The sequence below is a fragment of the Streptomyces sp. IBSBF 2435 genome, assembly GCF_036815005.1.
Lineage (GTDB): Bacteria > Actinomycetota > Actinomycetes > Streptomycetales > Streptomycetaceae > Actinacidiphila.
Genome location: NZ_JAJSYW010000143.1, coordinates 1 through 18187, shown reverse-complemented (window position 1 = coordinate 18187; position 18187 = coordinate 1). Strand labels below are relative to the sequence as shown.

Below are 18187 nucleotides of genomic sequence, written 5' to 3'. Positions count from 1 at the left end.
GCGCAGGGGCGGGGGAACGCCGGGGGCGTGGATGGCGCAGACGCATGGACCTCTCCTGAGGACGGCGGGAATGGCCGACCCGGACCGTGGGTGTCGGGCCGGCCGGCGGACGGCTGGAAGGCGCGGCGGAGCGGCCGTTTCCGCGGCCCCGGCCGGGTCCACAACGGAACGTGCCGGGGCGGCGTGACGAGCGAGGGGGAAGGCCGGCAGCCGCGGCGGGACAGCCTCGAAAAGGGCAGGCTCCCGCGAGGACGCCGCCGAGCGCCGTCCGCCGGAGCGGTCGCGCGCCCTGTGCGGCGCAGTCACCAGGACGGTGTGACAACCGCCCTGCGTTCGAGGGTTGTTGTCAGCGGTTGAGCTGATGCCGTGTTGCCCTTCAGTCCCCAGACTGTGGTCCAGTCCAAGGTGGCGGTCAAGAGGGCGTGACGAAAAAGTCTCGCCACAACGCTCCCCCACGCCACCCGCAGCGCGCCGACGGCCCCGAAGTAGCCGGTGAGCGCGTACGGGCAGCGCACCAGCACGGCCCCGTCCGGGGCGGCGGCGCGGTCCGACGCGGCACCCGCCAGCCGGTCGGCGGCGGCCCGTACGTGCTCCCGGGTGCCGGGCGCGACGCGCCCGTTGCCCGTCATCACCCGCGAGACGGTCGCGATCGATACCCCGACCTCGGCCGCGATCCTGCGCCGGCTAATCCCGCTGCTCACCGACCTACTCATCTGTTTCATCGATTCGTTCCACGAAATCAGTCTATGCACCCGGTCTGCACAAGCCTTGACATCGGGAATGAACCCCCGCTTTGCTGTGGATCGCCGCGTTGGTTTCGAATGTGTTTCATTACGTTTCACAGCTGATTTCGCCCACGGACCACCACGCCGGAGCGCGGCCCGCCTTCACCGCTTCCGGCACCGCTGCCGTTCCCTTCCGTCCAGCGCACCGCCGCCACCGAGGAGAACCACCATGAGACGCGCCCTGGGTGCGGCGGCCTTCACTGCCGCACTGTGCCTGGCCTGCCTGCCTGCCCCCGCGTACGCCTCCCACTCCGGCCGCCCCCATCAGGCGGCGCCCCAGGCGCAGGTGTGGCTGACGACCGCCGACGACTCGGCGCAGTTGCAGCGGCAGGCACCGGTCGCCTTCCACCCGGGGGCGTCGGACCTGACGACGATCACCGTGGACCCGGATCAGCGCTTCCAGCGGATGGACGGCTTCGGCGGCGCGCTGACCGACTCGTCCGCGGCCGTGCTCGGCGCGCTCCCGCGGACGGCCAGGGACGCGGCCATGCGGCAGCTGTTCGACCCGAAGGCCGGCATCGGGGTGAGCTTCCTGCGCCAGCCGGTCGGCTCCTCGGACTTCACCGCCGCGGCGGCCCACTACACGTACGACGACGTGCCGGCCGGGCAGACCGACTTCGGGCTGCAGCACTTCAGCATCGCCCACGACCGGGCGCGGATCCTGCCGCTGCTGCGGCAGGCCGAGCAGCTCAACCCGCAGCTGACCGTGCTGGCCACCCCGTGGAGCCCGCCGGCCTGGATGAAGGACTCCGGCTCCCTGGCCGGCGGCCACCTCAAGGACGACCCGGCGGTCTACCGGGCCTATGCCCGCTACCTGGTGAAGTTCGTCCAGGCGTACGCGGCCGAGGGCGTCCCGGTCGACTACCTGACGGTGCAGAACGAGCCGCAGAACCGCAAGCCGAACGCGTACCCCGGCACCGACCTGCCGGTCCAGCAGGAGGCCGAGGTCATCGAGGCGCTCGGCCCGCTGCTGCGCGCCGCGGGGCTGCACACCAGGATCCTGGCCTACGACCACAACTGGACCACCCACCCCGGCGACATCGCCACCGCCCAGCAGCTCGGCGAGGACCCGCAGACCGACTACCCCTACGAGATCCTGGACGGCCCGGCCGCCAAGTGGGTCGCCGGCACCGCCTACCACTGCTACTCGGGCGACCCGAGCGCCCAGAGCGCGCTGCACGACGCCCACCCCGGCAAGGGCATCTGGTTCACCGAGTGCTCGGGGTCCCACGGCGCCACCGACACGCCTGCCGAGATCTTCCGCGGCACCCTGACCTGGCACGCCCGCACCATCACCGTCGGCACCACCCGCAACTGGGCCAAGTCCGTCGCCGACTGGAATCTCGCGCTGGACGCCGACGGCGGCCCGCACAACGGCGGTTGCGACACCTGTACCGCGCTGCTCACCGTGCGGCCGGACGGCACCGTGACCGCCAACGCCGAATACTCCACCATCGGCCACCTGTCGAAGTTCGTGCGGCCCGGAGCCGTCCGCATCGCCAGCACCAGCTACGGCACCACCGGCTGGAACGGCCAGCTCACCGATGTGGCCTTCACCAATCCCGACGGCTCCACCGCGCTGGTCGTCCACAACGAGAACGACGCCCCGCACTCCTTCACCGTCGCGGTCGGCGGCCGGTCCTTCGACTACACCCTGCCCGGCGGCGCCCTGGCCACCTTCACCTGGCCCGCCTCGGGGCAGCTGCGCACGACCCTGCGCCGGCTGGACCTGACCGGTGCCACCGCCACCGCCTCGCCCGCGGGGCAGGACCCGGCCGGGGCGCTGACCGACGACGACGGCAGCACCCGCTGGAGCAGCGGCGCCGCCCAGGAGCCCGGCCAGTTCGTCCAGCTCGACCTCGGCCGCCGCACCTCCTTCCGCAGCGTCGCGATCGACAGCGGCGACAACCTCGGCGACTACGCGCGCGGCTGGCAGCTCTCCGTCAGCGACGACGGCGCCCACTGGCGTACCGCCGCCGCCGGCCCGGGCACAGGCCAGCTCACCACCGCGGCACTCCGGCAGCCGGTCACGGCCCGCTTCCTGCGCGTCACCCAGACCGGCGCTGCCGGCAACTGGTGGAGCCTGGCCGACCTGCGCCTCTACCGCTGACGCGACCGGGCCCGCGGGGCAGGACGAACCCGCGGGCCCGACACGCGGTTCCCTGTCCGATTGTTCCTTCTCTTGCGGGTTTCATGGTTTCGTGCTGCTATCGAAGAAAAGCAAGTCATACGACTGACTGACTTGGCTTTCCGGAGGTGCGGTGTGAGTGACGTGGACGTGGTGGTGGTCGGCGCGGGGATCGCCGGCCTTGTGACGGCCCGGGAGATCGCGGCGGCCGGCCGCTCGGTGTGCGTGCTGGAGGCACGCGACCGGGTGGGCGGGCGCACCGCGAGCCAGGACGTGGCCGGCGTGACGCTCGACATGGGCGGGCAGTGGGTGGGCCCGACGCAGGACGAAGTGCTGGACCTGATCGGCGGGTTGGGGCTGGCGCTGTCCCCTTCCTACGAGGTCGGCGCGCATCTGCTGGGCATGGACGGCGAGGTGGTGCGCTACACGGGGGCGGGCTTCGGGCTGCCGGAGCCGGCCGCGCTGGAGGTGGCCAGGGTCCAGCAGGTGCTGGAGTCGATGGCGCAGCGGGTGCCGCTCGACGCCCCGTGGACGGCGCCGGAGTCGGGCCGGTGGGACAACAGGACCCTGGAGGACTGGCTCAAGGACAACTGTGCCCATCCCGCGGCGCTGCGCTTCTGGCGGCTGATCGTGCCGGCCGTCTTCGCCTGCGAGACCGGCGAGCTGACGCTGCTGCACTTCCTGGTCTACATCAAGTCCGGCGGGATGCTGGACATGCTGGTGTCCACCGGGGGCGGCGCGCAGGAGTCCCGGGTGATCGGCGGGACGCAGCAGATCAGCGAGCGGCTGGCGGCCGGCCTGGGCGAGGCGGTCCGCCGCGCGCACCCGGTGCACACGGTGGAGCAGGACGAGCGGGGCGTCACCGTCCGCGGCGACGGCTTCGCGGTACGCGGCGGCCGGGCGGTGCTGGCGCTGCCGCCGGTGCTGGCCGGACGGCTGCGGTACAGCCCCGCCATGCCGGCCGACCGCGACCAGCTCACCCAGCAGGTGCCGGCCGGCTCCGTGGTCAAGGTGCAGGCGGTGTACGCGACGCCCTTCTGGCGCGAGCGGGGCCTGTCGGGCTTCGCGCTGTCGACCGACGACCTGGTGAGCGTGACCTTCGACAACTCCCCCGACGGCGGCGGGCGCGGGGTGCTGCTGGGCTTCCTGGAGGGCGAGCGGGCCCGGCGCGCGGCCCGGATGAGTCCCGAGGAGCGCCGCGGCGAAGTCCTGGCCTGCTTCACGAAATTCTTCGGCCGCGACGCGTCGTCCCCGCTGGCGCTGGCAGAACTGAACTGGTCGGCCGAGGAGTTCACCCGGGGCTGCTACGGCGGCCGGCTGGGCGCGGGCGCCTGGACGCAGTTCGGGGCGCGGCTGCGCGAGCCGGTGGGGCGGGTGCACTTCGCCGGCTCGGAGACCGCGGAGATCTGGATGGGCTACATGGACGGCGCGGTGCGCTCGGGCAAGCGGGCCGCGGCGGAGGTGCTGGCCGCGCACAAGGCCGCGCCGGACGCCGCGCCGGACGACACACCGGACGCCGCGCCGGACGGCCTGCCTGATGCCGCACCGGCCTCCGTACCGCACGGCGCGCCACGCGCCGGCTAGTCGGCCGGACTCGGGGCGGCCAGCGCGGTCAGGGTGCCGATCACCATGTCCAGGTCGGACTTGGCGCGCACCGGGTCGGGGTCGACGACGTACTGCAGTATCAGCCCGTCGATGCTGGCCAGGATCACCCTGGCCAGCGCGTCGTAGTCGATCGCGATCGTCTCGCCGGCCGCCTCCGCGGCCTCCTGGCACCACTTCGCGGTCAGCTCGATATAGCGGCGGTATTGCCAGGATGCCAACTCGTGCAGACCCTCGGTGCGCAAAGTGGTCAACGTGAGTTCGTACTGGAGGAGTTGCAGTCCGACCTGGTCGGCGACCATCTGGTCCCAGAAATTCGTGATGCCGGCCCGCAGTGTCCCGGCCAGGCCCGCGCTGCGGGACAGTCCGGCGCGCAGCGCCGCGGCGATGTCGGCGTCGACGTCCTCGACGACCGCGCGCAGCAGCATCTCCCGGGTGCGGAAGACGTGCTGCATCGTGCCGAGCGCGATGCCCGCCTCCTCGGCGACCCGGCGCAGGCTCAGCTTGGCCAAACCGTCGCGTACGCACACCCGTCGGGCGGCGGCGACGATTTCCGGCCTGCGCTCGTCGGCGCTGATGTAGGTCACCGCGGCCCTCCCTGCGACGTCAGCGGCGCGATCAGCGGCAGGGCCATCACTTTTTCTCCCCGTCTCTTGCGTCCCGTTTCCGTCAGTGTCAGTGTCCCACGCAGCACTGTCATACGACCGACTGACTTTACCGGTGAACACCAGAAAGTGAGCGTCATGACCAGTCCCCCAGCCCCGTCGCCGCTGCCCCAGCCCGGCGGGTCACTGACCACGGCGAAGATCGTCTTCCTGGTGGTGGCCGCGGTGGCACCCATGGCGGCCGTGGTCGGCACCCTCCCGCTGGCGTTCGTGCTGGGCACCGGCCCGGGCACTCCGGCCGCCTTCGTGATGGCCGGAGTGGTGCTGCTGCTGTTCGGCGTGGGCTACGCCGAGATGAGCCGGCATGTGGTGAGCACCGGCGCCTTCTACACCTACATCCGGCACGGCCTGGGCCGGGTGCCCGCGGTCGCCGGCGCCTATGTCGCGGTGCTGGCCTACAACGTCTTCGCGGTCGGGCTGACCGGCGCCTTCGCCTACTTCACCCGGCTGGCGCTGATCGACCTGGCGCATGTGACGATCCCCTGGCCGTGGCTGGCCGCGGCGGCGCTGGCGATCGTGGCGCTGCTGGGCCGGCGTCAGATCGACCTGTCGGCGCGGACGCTGGCGCTGCTGCTGACGGCCGAGGTCGTGATCCTGCTGGTGCTGGACGCGGCGATCACCCTCTCCAAGGGCGCGTCCGCCTTCCCCGCCACCTCCTTCGCCCCGCACACCGCCACGCACGGCGCGCTCGGCGTCACGGTGATGTTCGCCTTCATCTCCTTCCTGGGCTTCGAGTCCGCCGCCCTGTACGGAGAGGAGGCCAGGGATCCCCGGCGGTCGGTCCCGCGGGCGATCTACGCCTCGGTGGGGCTGATATCGGTCTTCTACGCGGTGACGAGCTGGATCGCGGTCGGCGGGATCGGCGCGGGGCACGTGCAGGAGCGCTCCGGCAGCGAACTGGGCAATCTCTTCATCTCGCTGACCGTGCAGTACGTCGACAGCCCGATGAGCAAGGCCATGGAGGTCGTGCTGTGCACGAGCCTGCTCGCCTCGCTCCTGAGCATGCACAATGCCTGCAGCCGCTACATGTACGCGCTCGGCCGCGACCGGCTGCTGCCCACCCCCCTGGGCACCAGCCACCGCTCCGGCGCCCCCGCGGTCGCCAGCGGTGTGCAGATCGTGATCGCTGCGGTCGTCGCGGGCGCCTTCGCCCTCGCGGGCCTCGACCCGTACCTGGACATGGCCACCAGCATGCTGGGGCTGGGCACCGTCGGCATCATCGCCCTCCAGGCCGCCGCAGCGGTGGCGATCATCGCCTACTTCCGGCGCCGCCCGGCCGCCGCGGCGACCGCGGGCTGGTGGCGGGTGCTGGCCGCGCCGGGGCTGGGGGCCATCGGCCTGCTGGCCGCGCTGGTCCTGGTGCTGCGCAACTTCGACGCGCTGACCGGCACCACGTCCTCGCTGGTGCACGCGCTGCCGTGGCTGGTGCTGGTCGCCGCCGCGGCCGGTGCCGGATGGGCCTGCTGGCTGCGTGCCGCCCGCCCCGCCACCTACCAACGCCTGGCAGAGGACGACGGCGGCGAGCCGGCGCCGGCCGCCGGGCCCGTACCGGACGGAGTCGACCATGCCCGCACCTGATCCGACCACCGCACTCGAACCGGCGCTCGACGCCCTGCGGGCCGGCGAGCGCCGATGGGCCGACACCGGGCTGCGCGCCCGCGCGGACCTGCTGCGCGAACTGGTGGGCCGCACGCAGGCCGCCGCGCAGGACTGGGTACGGGCGGCCTGCGCCTACAAGCGGCTGCCCGAGTCGTCGCCGCTGAGCGGCGAGGAGTGGATCAGCGGCCCGTGGGCGTTCATCTCCTACGCCCAGGCGCTGGCGGCGACCCTGGACTCACTGGCGGCCGGCAAGGACCCGCTGGACGGCTGCCGGGTGAGCGGCGCGCCCGGCGGGCGGACCGCCGTACGGGTACTGCCGTACGACACCTGGGACAAGCTGCTGCTGTCCGGCTTCTCGGCGCAGGTGTGGACCGCGCCGGGCGTCACCGCCGACGACCTGCACCGCGAGGTGGGTCTCGCCCAGCGGACCCCGGCCGCCACCCGGGGCACCGCGCTCGTCCTCGGGGCCGGGAACATCACCGCCATCGCGCCGCTGGACGTCCTGCACCAGCTGCACGCCGAGAACCGGGTCGTCGTCCTCAAGCTCAACCCGATCACCGACGCCCTGGCCCCGGTCTGGCGCGACGTCTTCGCCCCCTACCTCCGGGCCGGGCTGGTCCAGATCGTCACCGGCGACGCGGCCACCGGATCGGCCCTGGCCCACCACCCGCAGGTGAGCGCGATCCACCTGACCGGCAGCACCGCCACCCACGACGCCATCGTCTACGGCACGGGCCCGGACGGCGAGCAGGCACGCGCCGCCGACCGGCCCGTCCTGGACAAGCCGGTGACCGCCGAACTGGGCGGCGTCAGCCCCGTCATCGTCGTGCCCGGCCGCTGGTCGGCCGCCGACCTGGCCTACCAGGCCCGGCACCTGGCCACCCAGCGCCTGCACAATTCCGGCCACAACTGCGTGGCCACCCAGGTCGTCTACCTCAGCTCCGACTGGCCGCAGAAGGACGCGTTCCTGGCCGCGCTGCGCACCGCGCTGCAGACCGCGCCGGCCCGCCCGGTCTACTACCCGGGCGCGGACGCGGCGATCAGCGGCGCGCGCGGCGCCCACACCGGAGCCCAGGACCTGACGGGGGGCCGCACCCTGCTGACCGGCCTCGACCCGCACGACGCGGCGGAGAGCGCCTTCAGCACGGAATACTTCGCCCCTGTGCTCGCCGTCGCCGAACTGCCCGGCGGCGCGGCCGACTTCCTGCCCGCCGCCGTAGCCGCCGCCAACGAGAACCTGACCGGCACGCTCGGCGCGAACATCGTCATCGACCCCGCCACCCGCCGCACCCTGGGCGCCGCCCTGGAGGCCGCCGTCGCCGACCTGCGCTACGGCACGATCGGCGTCAACGCCTGGACGGGGCTGGGATTCCTGACCCCCCGCGCGGGCTGGGGCGCCTTCCCCGGGCACCCTCGCCAGGACATCCAGTCCGGTAACGGCACCGTCCACAACGCACTGCTGCTCCCGCACATCGAACGGACCGTCCTGTCCGGCCCGTTCCGGCCGGCCCCCCGGTCCCTGGCACACGGCGAGGCCGCCCTGACGCCGGTCCCGCCCTGGTTCGTCCACAACCGCACGGCCGACGTCACCGGCCGCCGCCTGACCGCCTTCGCCGCCCGCCCCCGCTGGGCCGCCCTGCCGGGAATCTTCGCCTCCGCCCTGCGGGGGTAGCCCCGGCGCCGTACCGGCGCTCCCGGCCCCGAGATCCCAGCGGGGCCGGGAACTCCCGGCCGCACGCCGGCAACCCGTTGCGACCGGCAACAGCGCTCCCCTTCCCGGGCCGGACGACGGAGCCGCGGAAAAACCGGTGGACGGTGACCAGCCGGACAGGACACTGGTGCGATGACCGACGCAGACGTGAAGGCCGATCTCCGCCTCTCCTTGCAGGATGCCCGTGACGCGCTGCTGTGGAAGCTGGAAGGCCTGTCGGAATACGACGTCCGCCGGCCGATGACGCCCACGGGCACCAATCTGCTGGGGCTGGTCAAGCACCTGACCGGCGCCGAAGCCGCGTATTTCGGGGAGACCTTCGGCCGGCCGGTCGAAGGGCCGCCGCTCTGGATCGCGGGGGCCGCGGAGCCGAACGCCGACCTGTGGGCGACCGCGGACGAGACGCGCGAGCAGATCGTCGGCGACTACCGGCGGGTGTGCGCCCACTCGGACGTGACGATCGAGTCGCTCCCCCTCGACGCTGTCGGCCGGGTGCCGTGGGGCCGGCGGTCCGAACTGCCGCTGCGCCGCGTCCTCGTCCACATGGTCGGCGAGACCCATCGGCATACCGGACATGCCGACATCGTCCGTGAACTGGTCGACGGCACGGCGGGACAGCGCCCCGGTGGCGCCAACACGGCCCCCGGCGACCCGGCGTGGTGGGAGGAGTACCGCAGCCGGCTGGAGCGGGCGGCCAAGGAGGCGGCCTCGGGGTCGTAGGGCACCGGATACTGCCCAAAGCCCGCGGAAGCGGGCCGGGTTGGCCGATATGCGTGGTCGTGCGCGCCGTCTGCCTGTATGAAGCTTGCTCACCGGTCCTGAACCGGGCCCCATCCGGGGGCGGGAGAAGAGCACGTGGCAGGCAGGGCTTTACAGCTGTTCCTCCACGCGGGACTTCCGGCGGCCGGCGTGCTGGTGCCGGGCGCGGCAGTGGTCCGCTAGCACTCCGCGATGGCCCGTCATCCCCGTCCTGGCGGTGGCGGCGCTGGTGGGCTGCGAAGTGGCCCCCGTCGCGATGGGTTTCGCGGGCACGGTCTTCGACGGCCTCCGGACGCGGTGGGTGGAACGGGCCACCGAGAGTGTCGACCACCGGCTGTCCTGGGGGGGTCTCCCGCCTCCCGCGCGTCTGTCTGCGGCAGTTGCGGGCCGGTGCGCAGGACATGGAAACGGTGGGCGTGGCCACCTCGCGAGGTGGCGGCGTCGGCCGGATGGCTCGGCGGGAGGGTCCCGGCCGAGTGGCTGGAGCGCCGACTCGACCGCGGCGGTTGCGTCGTCCTGCTGGACGGCCTGGACGAAGTCGCCGATCCCGCCGAGCGCGGCCGGGTGGCGGCCTGGGGTGGAACGCCAGGCCGACCGCCATCCCGGCAACGTCTACGTGGTGACCTCCCGTCCGCACGGCTACCAGACCAATCCGCTGGCCCGGGCCGAGGTACTCCAGGTAGGGCGGTTCACCCCCGAGCAGGTCGAGCGGTTCCTGCGCCACTGGTCGTACGCTGTCGAGAGCCGGGCGCGGGCCGGCACCGGGCGCGAGATCCGGGCGTCGGCCGACCACTATGCGGAGGACCTGCTCGACCGGTTGCGCGCCCAGCCGGCGCTGTACGGCCTGGCGGCCAACCCGCTGCTGCTGACGATGACCGCGAACGTGCACCGCTACCGCGGGAAACTGCCGGGCAGCCGGGCCGAGTTGTACGCCGAGATGTGCGACGTCCTGCTCCACCGGCGCTCCGAGGCCCGCGGGCTCCGGGACGCCACCGGCCTGAGCGGCCCGCACAAGCAGCACGTCGTCCAGCATCTGGCCCTGGCCATGATGAAGGCCAGGGCCCGGGACTGGCCCGCGCGCAAGGCGGTGGCGGCGATCCGCCGGCCGCTGCGCCAGCTCCCCCACGACGTGGCCCCCGAGGTCTTCCTGGAGGAGGCCCGCAAAAGCGGCCTGCTGGTCGAGCGGGAGCACCAGGCCCACGGGTTCGCCCACCTGAGTCTGCAGGAGTATCTGGCCGCCGCCCAGCCCAGCGCCCCGCGCGCCGACACCACCGTGCTGACCGGCGGCGTCGGCGACCCGTGGTGGCGCGAGACCATCCTGCTGCGGTCCGCCCGCAACGACGCCGGCGAGGTCGTCACCGCCGCTCTGGACTCCGGCACCGTCGGCTCGCTGGCCCTGGCCTTCGACTGCGACGAACAGGCCAGACCGTCGACACCGGCGTACGGGAACGCCCCACCGCCCTCCTCACGCCGGCGCCGGGCCAGGACGACCCCGCCCTGCGACGGCTGCTGGCCGGTGTCCGGGCCACCCGCACCCTGCGCGGCACCATCACTGTCGGTGACGCCGCCGCGCTGTCCGCCCGCCCCGTACCGAACGCGCTCTACGACCTGTTCGTCCGCGACGAACAGGAGCAGGGGCGGCACCACCGGCAGCCGTATCCGAACTCGACGGCGCCCTCGACGGCGCCCCTCACCACGGACGCCTCGCCGCCCGCGCGATCGATCCGGCCCTCGAACCCGCGCTCGACTCCGCTCTCGACCCCCACCACGCGCTCGGCCTGGTGCTCGGCCCCGGCCCCGACCGCGGTCCCGCCGCCGACCCCGGCCTCGGCCCCGCTCCCGACCGCTCCCTGAGCGTCGTCCTCAAACCCGACCGCGCGCCCAGCCTGGTGCTCGGCCTCGACCCGGCCCGCACCCTCGTTCGCAGCCTCGCGCTCGCCCTTGACCTCGCCACCGACCGCGACAGCGCCCTGGAATCCGCGGTGCTGGCCCTCACCGCCCTGCAGCGGCTGGCGGCCGGCGGCCTCGACGCGGCGCGCGTACGGCGCGACGTTTCGACGAGAGAACGTGCACGCCTTCCCACGGCACATGCCTTCCGACGACCCGGCCCGCGACCTGCGTGACGCACGCCACCGGCGGGGGGGCAGGCGAGCCGGTCGTACCTCGCGATGTGCTCGCGCTCCCGGACGGCGCGGTGCACCTCATGACGGCGATACGTGAGAGCGAAGCGCCGTCGAACTTCCGCACGCTGACTAGCGCCCGCACGGCCGTCCTCGCCGTCGGCGGAGCCATGGCCGGGGACGGTCACAGGGAGGCGACCCGGCTGCTGGGCCTGGCGTGGAAGAGCCTCGCGACCCGATGGCCCGGCCCGGAGCAGCACGCATCCAGCCAGGTCCCCCTGCTCGCCCGCGCCGAGGGGTAGGCCCGCGGCGCGCCCCTGGACGCCGGGAGGGTCAGCGCCGGGAGGGATCGGGGGCCGCGCCGGCCGGAGGCGGCTCGGCGAGTTCACCGGATCCGGCGTCGATTCCGGCGGCGAGGACGGACGCGGCTCCCGCCGTGATCAGCAGGGTGATCCACAGGCCGGCCGTCCCCGCGGTCAGCAGGCGGGTGAGGACGCTGGGGGCCAGCACGGCGGCCAGGCTCCAGCAGACCTGGTTGAGCGCGAAGTAGCGGCCCCGCAGTTCCGGTGGCGCCAGGGTCGCCACCAGGTCGGTGAGGACGGGGCAGCAGATGATCTCGCCCGCGGTGTAGCACGCCAGGGCGGCCACCAGGGACAGCGTGGTCCACCCGGTGCTGCCGGCGGGCGCCGCCCAGAGCAGGGCGGAGGAGGCGGCGAGGAACAGGGCCGCCAACCGCAGCAGGCGGGTGTCGCGGTACGGGCGCATGGCCTCGGTGAGCGGTGTCTGCAGGGCGACGATCAGGGCGGTGTTCCCGGCGAGCAGGGCTCCCGCCACCCAGGCGGGCCGGCCGAGGGACCTGGTGACGTAGACCGCCAGCAGCAGCGGGAGCGCCAGCAGGCAGTGGGCGAAGAGCACGGTGGCGCCGTTGAGCGCCGTGAACCGGCGGTCCGCCAGGACCTCGCGGTAGCCGCCCCGCCCCGGTCCGCGGGCCGGGGCGGGTGCGGCGGCGGGCGGCGCCTCCCGCTGGCGCCAGCGGGCGAGCACCGCGGCGGCCACCAGGAAGCTGGCGGCGTTGGCCGCCACCACCGCCCGGCCGCAGGCGTGAGCGGAGCCCATGGCGGCGGCGGAGGCCAGCAGGGCGCCGACTCCGGTACCGAGGTTGCGCACCACCCGCAGCAGGCTGAACCAGCGCACCCGGTCGGCCGCGTCCGAGACCTGGGTGATCAGCACTCCGTTCGCGGTCCAGAACAGGTTCTGGCCGGCGGTGACGAGGAATCCGAAGGCCACGATCCGCGTCGCGGAGCCCGCTTGGAGGTAACCGAGGAAGCCCGCCGCCTGGGCGAGATTCGCCAGCACCACCGACCGCCGGGCGCCGACCCGGTCGACCAGCTGGCCGAACACGGCGGAGCACGGCAGCGCGAGAGCCGCCGCGGCGGAGAGCGCGAGGCCGATCGTGGACAGCGGCACCCGGGTGGTGTCGAGGAAGTACAGCAGCGCGTACGGCAGGAAGAGCCCGGTGCCCAGGCTGTCGACCAGGGCCGCCGCCAGCAGCGGTCCCGCGCCGCGCGCCTGGGGCAGGCCCAGCCGTTCGCGCCGGGTCACCCGGGGTACGGCCGGCCCGGTCAGGGCCGTGCCCGCTTCCGCTCGCCCGTCGCGGTGAGCACGGTCGTGACCGCGGCGGTCAGGATCGCCAGGCCCTCGTCAAGATCGGCCTCGTGGAGCGTAGGCGGCGGCAGCAGCTTGACGACGTCGCCGGCCGCGCCGGAGGTCTCCACCAGCAGCCCGCGCTCGAAGGCGGCGGCGCAGACCAGCCGCGCCGTACTGGGATCGCCCGCGCCGCCGCCGCCGGCCGCGGCGCCGAAGCGCAGGCCGGCGGCCATGCCGCGCCCGCGTACCTCGGCGCCCGCCTCGGGGAATTCGGCCGCCAGACCGGTGAGCGCGGTGCGCAGCCGCTCGCTCAGGGCGCGTACCGACTTCTCCAGTACGCCGTCCGTCCAGTGGGTGCGCAGGGCCTGGGCGCCGGTGGCGAAGGACGGGCTGACGCCGCGGAAGGTGCCGTTGTGCTGGCCGGGCAGCCACACGTCCAGGTCCGGGCGGATCAGGGTCAGTGCCATCGGCAGGCCGTAGCCGCCGATCGACTTCGACAGGCACACGATGTCGGGCGTGATGCCCGCGTCCTCGAAGCTGAAGAAGGCCCCGGTGCGTCCGCAGCCCATCTGCACGTCGTCCACCACCAGCAGGATGTCCAGCCGGCGGCACACCTCGGCCAGGGCGCGCAGCCATGTGCCGCTCACGGCGTGCAGACCGCCTTCGCCCTGCACGGTCTCGACGATGGCGGCGGCCGGCAGGTCGTGGCCGCTGGCCGGGTCGGTGAGCAGCCGCTCCAGCAGCGCGGGCGCGTCGCCGCCGCCCGGATAGCCGTCGTAGGGCAGCACGGTGGCGTGGGTCAGCGGCAGGCCGGCGGCGGCCCGCCTGGACGCGTTGCCGCTCACCGCGAGTGCGCCGAGCGTCATGCCGTGGAAGGAGTTGGTGAAGCCCACCACCGTGTGCCGTCCGGTCACCTTGCGGGCCAGCTCCAGTGCCGCCTCCACGGCGTTGGCACCGCCGGGGCCGGGGAAGACGACCTTGTAGTCGAGCTGCCGCGGCCCCAGGAGGACGTCGGCGAGCGCTTCGAGGAAGTCGGCCCTGGCCACCGTGAACATGTCCGGTGCGTGGGTCACGCCGTCCCGGGCGAGGTAGTCGAGCGGGGCCGCTTTCAGCACCGGGTTGGTGTGACCGTAGTTGAGTGCTCCGGCGCCGGCGAAGAAGTCCAGGTACGGAGTGCCGTCCCGGGCGTGGAGGCGGCTGCCGGCGGCGCGGTCGAAGACCACCGACCAGCACCGGCTGTAGCTGCGTACCTCTGATTCCAGCGCTTCGAAGAGGGTCATCGGGATCCGTTTCATGGGAACGGTGGCTGCGGGGGTGCCGCCCGGGGAGCGTGCGCGGGTGCGCCCCCCTGGGGCCTGGTCAGCTGTGGAGGAACGTCAGCAGTCCGTCGCGGGCCGGGCCCGGCCGGCCGAAGTCCCCGTGGATGGAGGTGGAGGTCATCCGGGCGCTGGTCTTGATGCCGCGCACGGTCATGCACAGGTGTTCGCCGTGGCAACGCGGGGTTGGTCACGGCGTCGTCGCCTCTCTCGGGCCTGGCCCGGATGTCGGCAGGGGGATGAACCGCGGGGCCGGGGCGGGTCAGGCCGGGGTCAACGGGACGCCGAGTTTGCCCAGGATCGCTTCGCCCGCCACGGCGGGCTCCAGCACGCGACCGCCGCCGACCGGTGCGGCGACCTGTCCCAGCTCGGCCGGCGCCGGATACCAGCTGACGTTCTGCGTCCAGGTGGCCTTCCGGGCGCGGGAGTTGAAGAAGTCCCCGGGCAGCTTCAGCAGATCGGCCGACAGCGCGTTGACCTCCCCGGCCACCCGCACCATGTGGGCGGTGTAGGTGTCGGCCGCCTCCCGCAGCCGCGGCAGTTCGCCGGGCCACCGGTTGGCCGGGTGGTACAGGCCGTCGAAGCGGGCGTCCCCGGTGCGGCGGGTCGGCCCCACGGAGAAGGACTCATGCAGGTCGGGGGAGCTGTCGCCACCGTCCACCGCGGCGTCGGGGATGCCGACGCTGTGGTGCACCTCGCGCCAGCCGTTGTCGTACTGCCCCCGGATCTCGTAGCGGAGCTTGGCCTCGCGGGGCAGCCGGAAGAACGACAGCCCCGCGTCGCGGAAGTCCTCGCCGCCGGCGTACGGCACGTCGTGGCCGGTCAGCAGGAACATGCCGGTCTCGCGCAGGGCCGGGTCCACTCCCGCGGTGATCGCGTCGCGCCGGGCGGCGTCGGCGCTCCGCCATTCCTTGAGGTCGACGGTGGGGATCTCGGTACTCACAACTGGCGCTCCTCGGCGTGGCCCGGGCTTTCGGCGGGGGCATCCCATATCGGCTGTCACGAGCGGGCGGGGACACGGGTACGCCGGCACGCAATGCTGGTCGTAGGTGTCACAGCCGGCGGGCCCCTTTCCCGGAAAGGCCGATCGGCCAGTAGGGGCGGTGGTGTGCCGTTGCCGCCGCCCGGGACCGCGGGGCATACGAACGGCCGGATATACCATCCACCGACCGGACGGAATGGATTCTCGTTGCGCTGGAAATCGACCGGACATCGGGCGGGTCCAGTGGACGGCGTCGCCGGATTTCGCCGCCGTTCCCAGCTCACGGCCGGTCGCGGCGGCGATCGGCGATTTTCGCACGCCTGTCGCGATTCCCGAATGGATTGCGGGACCACGATCGCCCTCTTCGCCAGTCTCAGCCGCCGCCCGACCTGCTGTCAACAGGTCGTTGCAAGTGAAATAAAATGCACGCTACGGATAGGGCGATCCCCCGATTTACTCTTTTTCCTACTGCCGCACCGGGCCATCATCCGATGATCCAACCGCAAAACGGGCTGTCCCGTTCACCGAATACCCGGTACGCTTTCGACCGGCGGAACAGTGCAGGAATTCCCGAGGTCTCGCGATCGTATGAGAATACTGCCGAAAGGAAAAAGCGGGCGCGATTGTCAGGCGCCCGGCACCGTCAGATCGTGGCGCCGGCGGCCGGACCGGACGAGGCCGAGGTGAGCTGGTCGCCCACTGGCGGGACGGCTACGACTGGCGCCAGGCCGAGGCCGCCATCAACGCCTACGAGCGCTAGCGGGTGAGCGTCGCCGGTGTCCCGGTGCACTTCATGCGCAAGCCCGGCCGCGGCCCCCGCCCGGTCCCGCTGATCCTCACCCACGGCTGGCCGTGGACGTTCTGGCACTGGTCGAAGGTGACCGCCGACCAGCCCGCCGACGTCCGCGGCCGCATCATCGAGCAGGACCACCGCTCCGCGTCCCACCTCGCGGTGCACATGCTCGACGGCGCCACCCTGGCCCACGGGCTGAGCGACTCACCCGCCGGGCTGCTCGCGTGGCTGCTGGAGCGCTGGAACGCGTGGAGCGGCAACGGCGGCGACGTCGAGTCCGTCTTCTCCAAGGACGACCTGCTCACCCACGCCGCGATCTACCGGGTGAACAACTCCATCGCCACGTCGATGCGCTACTACGCCGACGCCAACCGCTACCCCTGGTCGCCGGCCCACGACCGCACCCCGGTCGTGCAGGCCCCGGTCGGCCTCACCCTCGTCACGTACGAGAACCCGCCCGGCATCCGCACCGCCGACGAGCGCGTCCGGGCCTTCAAGTCCGGCCCGCAGGCCGCCTGGTCCAACCACGTCAACGTCAACGCCCATGACCGCGGCGGCCACTTGATCCCCTGGGAGAACCCCACCGCCTGGGTCACCGACCTGCGCCGCACCTTCCGCCCCCGCCGGCCCTGAACGCCCCTGCGGGCTCGGGCCCTCCCCGGTCCACGCCGTCGCCGAGGACACCCCTCTGGTCTGGCTGGACCGCATGGACGGCGTCTTTTACGCTCATGGCCCGCACCGTCCTCGAGATCGTCATCGAGGAGCTCCGCGCGGTCGGTATCACCCGAGCCGAGCTCACGACGCCGAAGATCCAGGCGTCAACACCCTGATGTCATTCGTCTCGCCGTGCCCGCGCGTGCTGGGCGCGTACGTCCGGCCCCGCGCCGGCTTGCCCGCTTCGATTCACCGGCCGGCTCCGGTGCGGCCGGCCGACGTGCTCGCGACGGTGACGCCCGCGTAGGGCGTCACCGCGTCGTCGTGAGTGGAGCGTCAACGGCGATTGCCCACGCCGTTGCCGGACAGGATCGGGATGTCGGACAGGACGTGCGAGAGCGGCTCGTCGCCCTTGGTCTGGGACGAGTTCTCGGTGCACTGCTGGTTCTGCGGCGACGACAGCACGCCGACGTCCTGGACGGTGATCGGGATCAGGCCGATCAGCGAGCCGACGTTCGCCTTGACCGGCAGGGCGACGCAGGGCTTGTTCAGGCTTCCCTGGATCAGGCCGATCTGCGGGCTCTGCCTGCCGCCGGTCACGGTGTTGCCGTAGGCCTGGACGGAGCCGTTGCCGTTCCCCGTGGTGGTGCCCCTGTCGTCGCCGAACGCCGAGGCGCCACCGGCACCGCCGGCCACCACTGTCACGGCCAGCGCACAAGCCGTCAGAGCACTACTGATACGCATGTCTCTCCCATCACCGTCAAACAACGCAAGGGAGATCAAAATACGATCTTGGGAATGAAGATCCGCACATTCCGCCGAACGGAGGCGTGTCGTAAGCGCCGCCCTCCCCCCCTCACGTCCGGCCGCCGCTGTCGGCGAGTCCGGCGCGGACGCCGCGCCCACGACCTGGAAGCCGCCGTCGACGGTCCGCCAAGGCCGCGGCGAGGCGTCACAGGCTGCCGTCACCCGCCCGGAGAGCCTCCGCTCCGTCCCGGAACGGGAAGGGCGGGTCACGGCGTTCCGTTGGCTCCGCTCGCGCAGGGGCTGCCGCCGCCGAAGGACCCGCCGAGCCCCCGGGGCCGCCGTGGAAGAGGAGGCCCCCGGTGGCGTTGCCGGGGACCGACGCCGGCATTGCCCGCCAGGACGTGTGGAAAACCGACGGCGGCCCCCACTGGCAGGTACGGACCGGCCACATGCTCGCCATCGTCATCGACGGGCTGCGCGCGGGAACACCCGGCTGAGCAGCGGGCCGCCAGGAGTGGGGCGAGGCCGCCGGTACCCGCCCGGAGTACCCCGTACGCTCTCGGACCGACAACGGCGCCCCCGGCCGTGAGCGTGGCCGGCACTTCGGCGCGAGCCGGAAAGTACCAGGTCAGCGGATACGGCTTCGAGGCTTCAGCGGGGTCGGGGGGAGGTCGGGGGC

15 protein-coding genes and 1 pseudogene are annotated in these 18187 nt (G+C 73.1%); 9 read left to right on the top strand and 7 right to left on the bottom strand.

The features are described 5' to 3' along the window. Nucleotides 1–302: 302 nt before the first annotated feature. Nucleotides 303–701: a helix-turn-helix domain-containing protein gene (locus V7E46_RS24205; RefSeq protein WP_333770387.1), complete on the bottom strand. Its 399-nt coding sequence runs from the start codon at nt 699–701 to the stop codon at nt 303–305. A 253-nt stretch (nt 702–954) separates the two neighbouring features. Between V7E46_RS24205 and V7E46_RS24200 the strand changes: the two genes are divergently transcribed. Further along, a complete protein-coding gene (locus tag V7E46_RS24200) occupies nt 955–2895 on the top strand; it encodes a discoidin domain-containing protein (RefSeq protein WP_333770386.1) in 1941 nt (646 codons plus the stop codon). A gap of 153 nt (nt 2896–3048) precedes the next feature. Continuing rightward, entirely contained in the window at nt 3049–4497 is a 1449-nt protein-coding gene (locus V7E46_RS24195; protein ID WP_333770385.1) for a flavin monoamine oxidase family protein, read from the top strand. On the opposite strand, the gene V7E46_RS24190 is transcribed toward V7E46_RS24195, so the two are convergent. Next, nucleotides 4494–5102, bottom strand: coding sequence for a TetR/AcrR family transcriptional regulator (locus V7E46_RS24190; RefSeq protein WP_329180384.1), 609 nt, complete (start codon nt 5100–5102; stop codon nt 4494–4496). The two genes, V7E46_RS24195 and V7E46_RS24190, sit on opposite strands and share 4 nt — an antisense overlap. Before the next feature lie 156 nt (nt 5103–5258). On the opposite strand from V7E46_RS24190, the gene V7E46_RS24185 reads away from it, so the two are divergent. From V7E46_RS24185 to V7E46_RS24175, 3 genes are all read left to right on the top strand, one after another. Further along, nucleotides 5259–6758: an APC family permease gene (locus tag V7E46_RS24185; RefSeq protein ID WP_333770384.1), complete on the top strand. Its 1500-nt coding sequence runs from the start codon at nt 5259–5261 to the stop codon at nt 6756–6758. Continuing rightward, nucleotides 6745–8451, top strand: coding sequence for an aldehyde dehydrogenase family protein (locus V7E46_RS24180; protein ID WP_333770383.1), 1707 nt, complete (start codon nt 6745–6747; stop codon nt 8449–8451). Before V7E46_RS24185 ends, V7E46_RS24180 begins: the two co-directional genes overlap by 14 nt. Nucleotides 8452–8622: 171 nt before the next feature. Beyond that, nucleotides 8623–9210: a DinB family protein gene (locus V7E46_RS24175; RefSeq protein ID WP_333770382.1), complete on the top strand. Its 588-nt coding sequence runs from the start codon at nt 8623–8625 to the stop codon at nt 9208–9210. A gap of 930 nt (nt 9211–10140) precedes the next feature. Here the strand turns inward: V7E46_RS24175 and V7E46_RS24170 are convergent. Next, nucleotides 10141–10896 carry a hypothetical protein gene (locus tag V7E46_RS24170; RefSeq protein WP_333770381.1) on the bottom strand — a complete coding sequence of 252 codons (756 nt, stop codon included), beginning with the start codon at nt 10894–10896 and terminating at the stop codon, nt 10141–10143. Between the two features lie 134 nt (nt 10897–11030). On the opposite strand from V7E46_RS24170, the gene V7E46_RS24165 reads away from it, so the two are divergent. Together V7E46_RS24165 and V7E46_RS24160 are read left to right on the top strand one after the other, a co-directional pair. Beyond that, entirely contained in the window at nt 11031–11372 is a 342-nt protein-coding gene (locus V7E46_RS24165) for a hypothetical protein (RefSeq protein WP_333770380.1), read from the top strand. Between the two features lie 80 nt (nt 11373–11452). Beyond that, complete coding sequence (locus V7E46_RS24160) at nt 11453–11671, top strand: hypothetical protein (RefSeq protein ID WP_333770379.1); 219 nt, start codon at nt 11453–11455, stop codon at nt 11669–11671. Nucleotides 11672–11702: 31 nt separating this feature from the next. Here the strand turns inward: V7E46_RS24160 and V7E46_RS24155 are convergent, their stop codons facing one another. The 3 genes from V7E46_RS24155 to V7E46_RS24145 form a co-directional block, all read right to left on the bottom strand. Further along, nucleotides 11703–12971 carry an MFS transporter gene (locus tag V7E46_RS24155; protein ID WP_333770378.1) on the bottom strand — a complete coding sequence of 423 codons (1269 nt, stop codon included), beginning with the start codon at nt 12969–12971 and terminating at the stop codon, nt 11703–11705. A 20-nt stretch (nt 12972–12991) separates the two neighbouring features. Then, complete coding sequence (ectB, locus tag V7E46_RS24150; protein WP_333770377.1) at nt 12992–14296, bottom strand: diaminobutyrate--2-oxoglutarate transaminase; 1305 nt, start codon at nt 14294–14296, stop codon at nt 12992–12994. Nucleotides 14297–14594: 298 nt separating this feature from the next. Continuing rightward, nucleotides 14595–15275, bottom strand: coding sequence for a 2-oxoglutarate and iron-dependent oxygenase domain-containing protein (locus V7E46_RS24145; protein ID WP_333770376.1), 681 nt, complete (start codon nt 15273–15275; stop codon nt 14595–14597). Nucleotides 15276–15951: 676 nt separating this feature from the next. Between V7E46_RS24145 and V7E46_RS24140 the strand changes: the two are divergent. After that, nucleotides 15952–16740, top strand: a pseudogene (locus V7E46_RS24140) (epoxide hydrolase N-terminal domain-containing protein); the annotation flags it as partial. 357 nt (nt 16741–17097) lie between these two features. On the opposite strand, the gene V7E46_RS24135 reads toward V7E46_RS24140, so the two are convergent. Beyond that, complete coding sequence (locus V7E46_RS24135) at nt 17098–17505, bottom strand: rodlin (RefSeq protein WP_333770375.1); 408 nt, start codon at nt 17503–17505, stop codon at nt 17098–17100. A 362-nt stretch (nt 17506–17867) separates the two neighbouring features. Between V7E46_RS24135 and V7E46_RS24130 the strand changes: the two genes are divergently transcribed. Next, a complete protein-coding gene (locus V7E46_RS24130) occupies nt 17868–18005 on the top strand; it encodes a hypothetical protein (RefSeq protein ID WP_333770374.1) in 138 nt (45 codons plus the stop codon). Nucleotides 18006–18187: the final 182 nt, after the last annotated feature.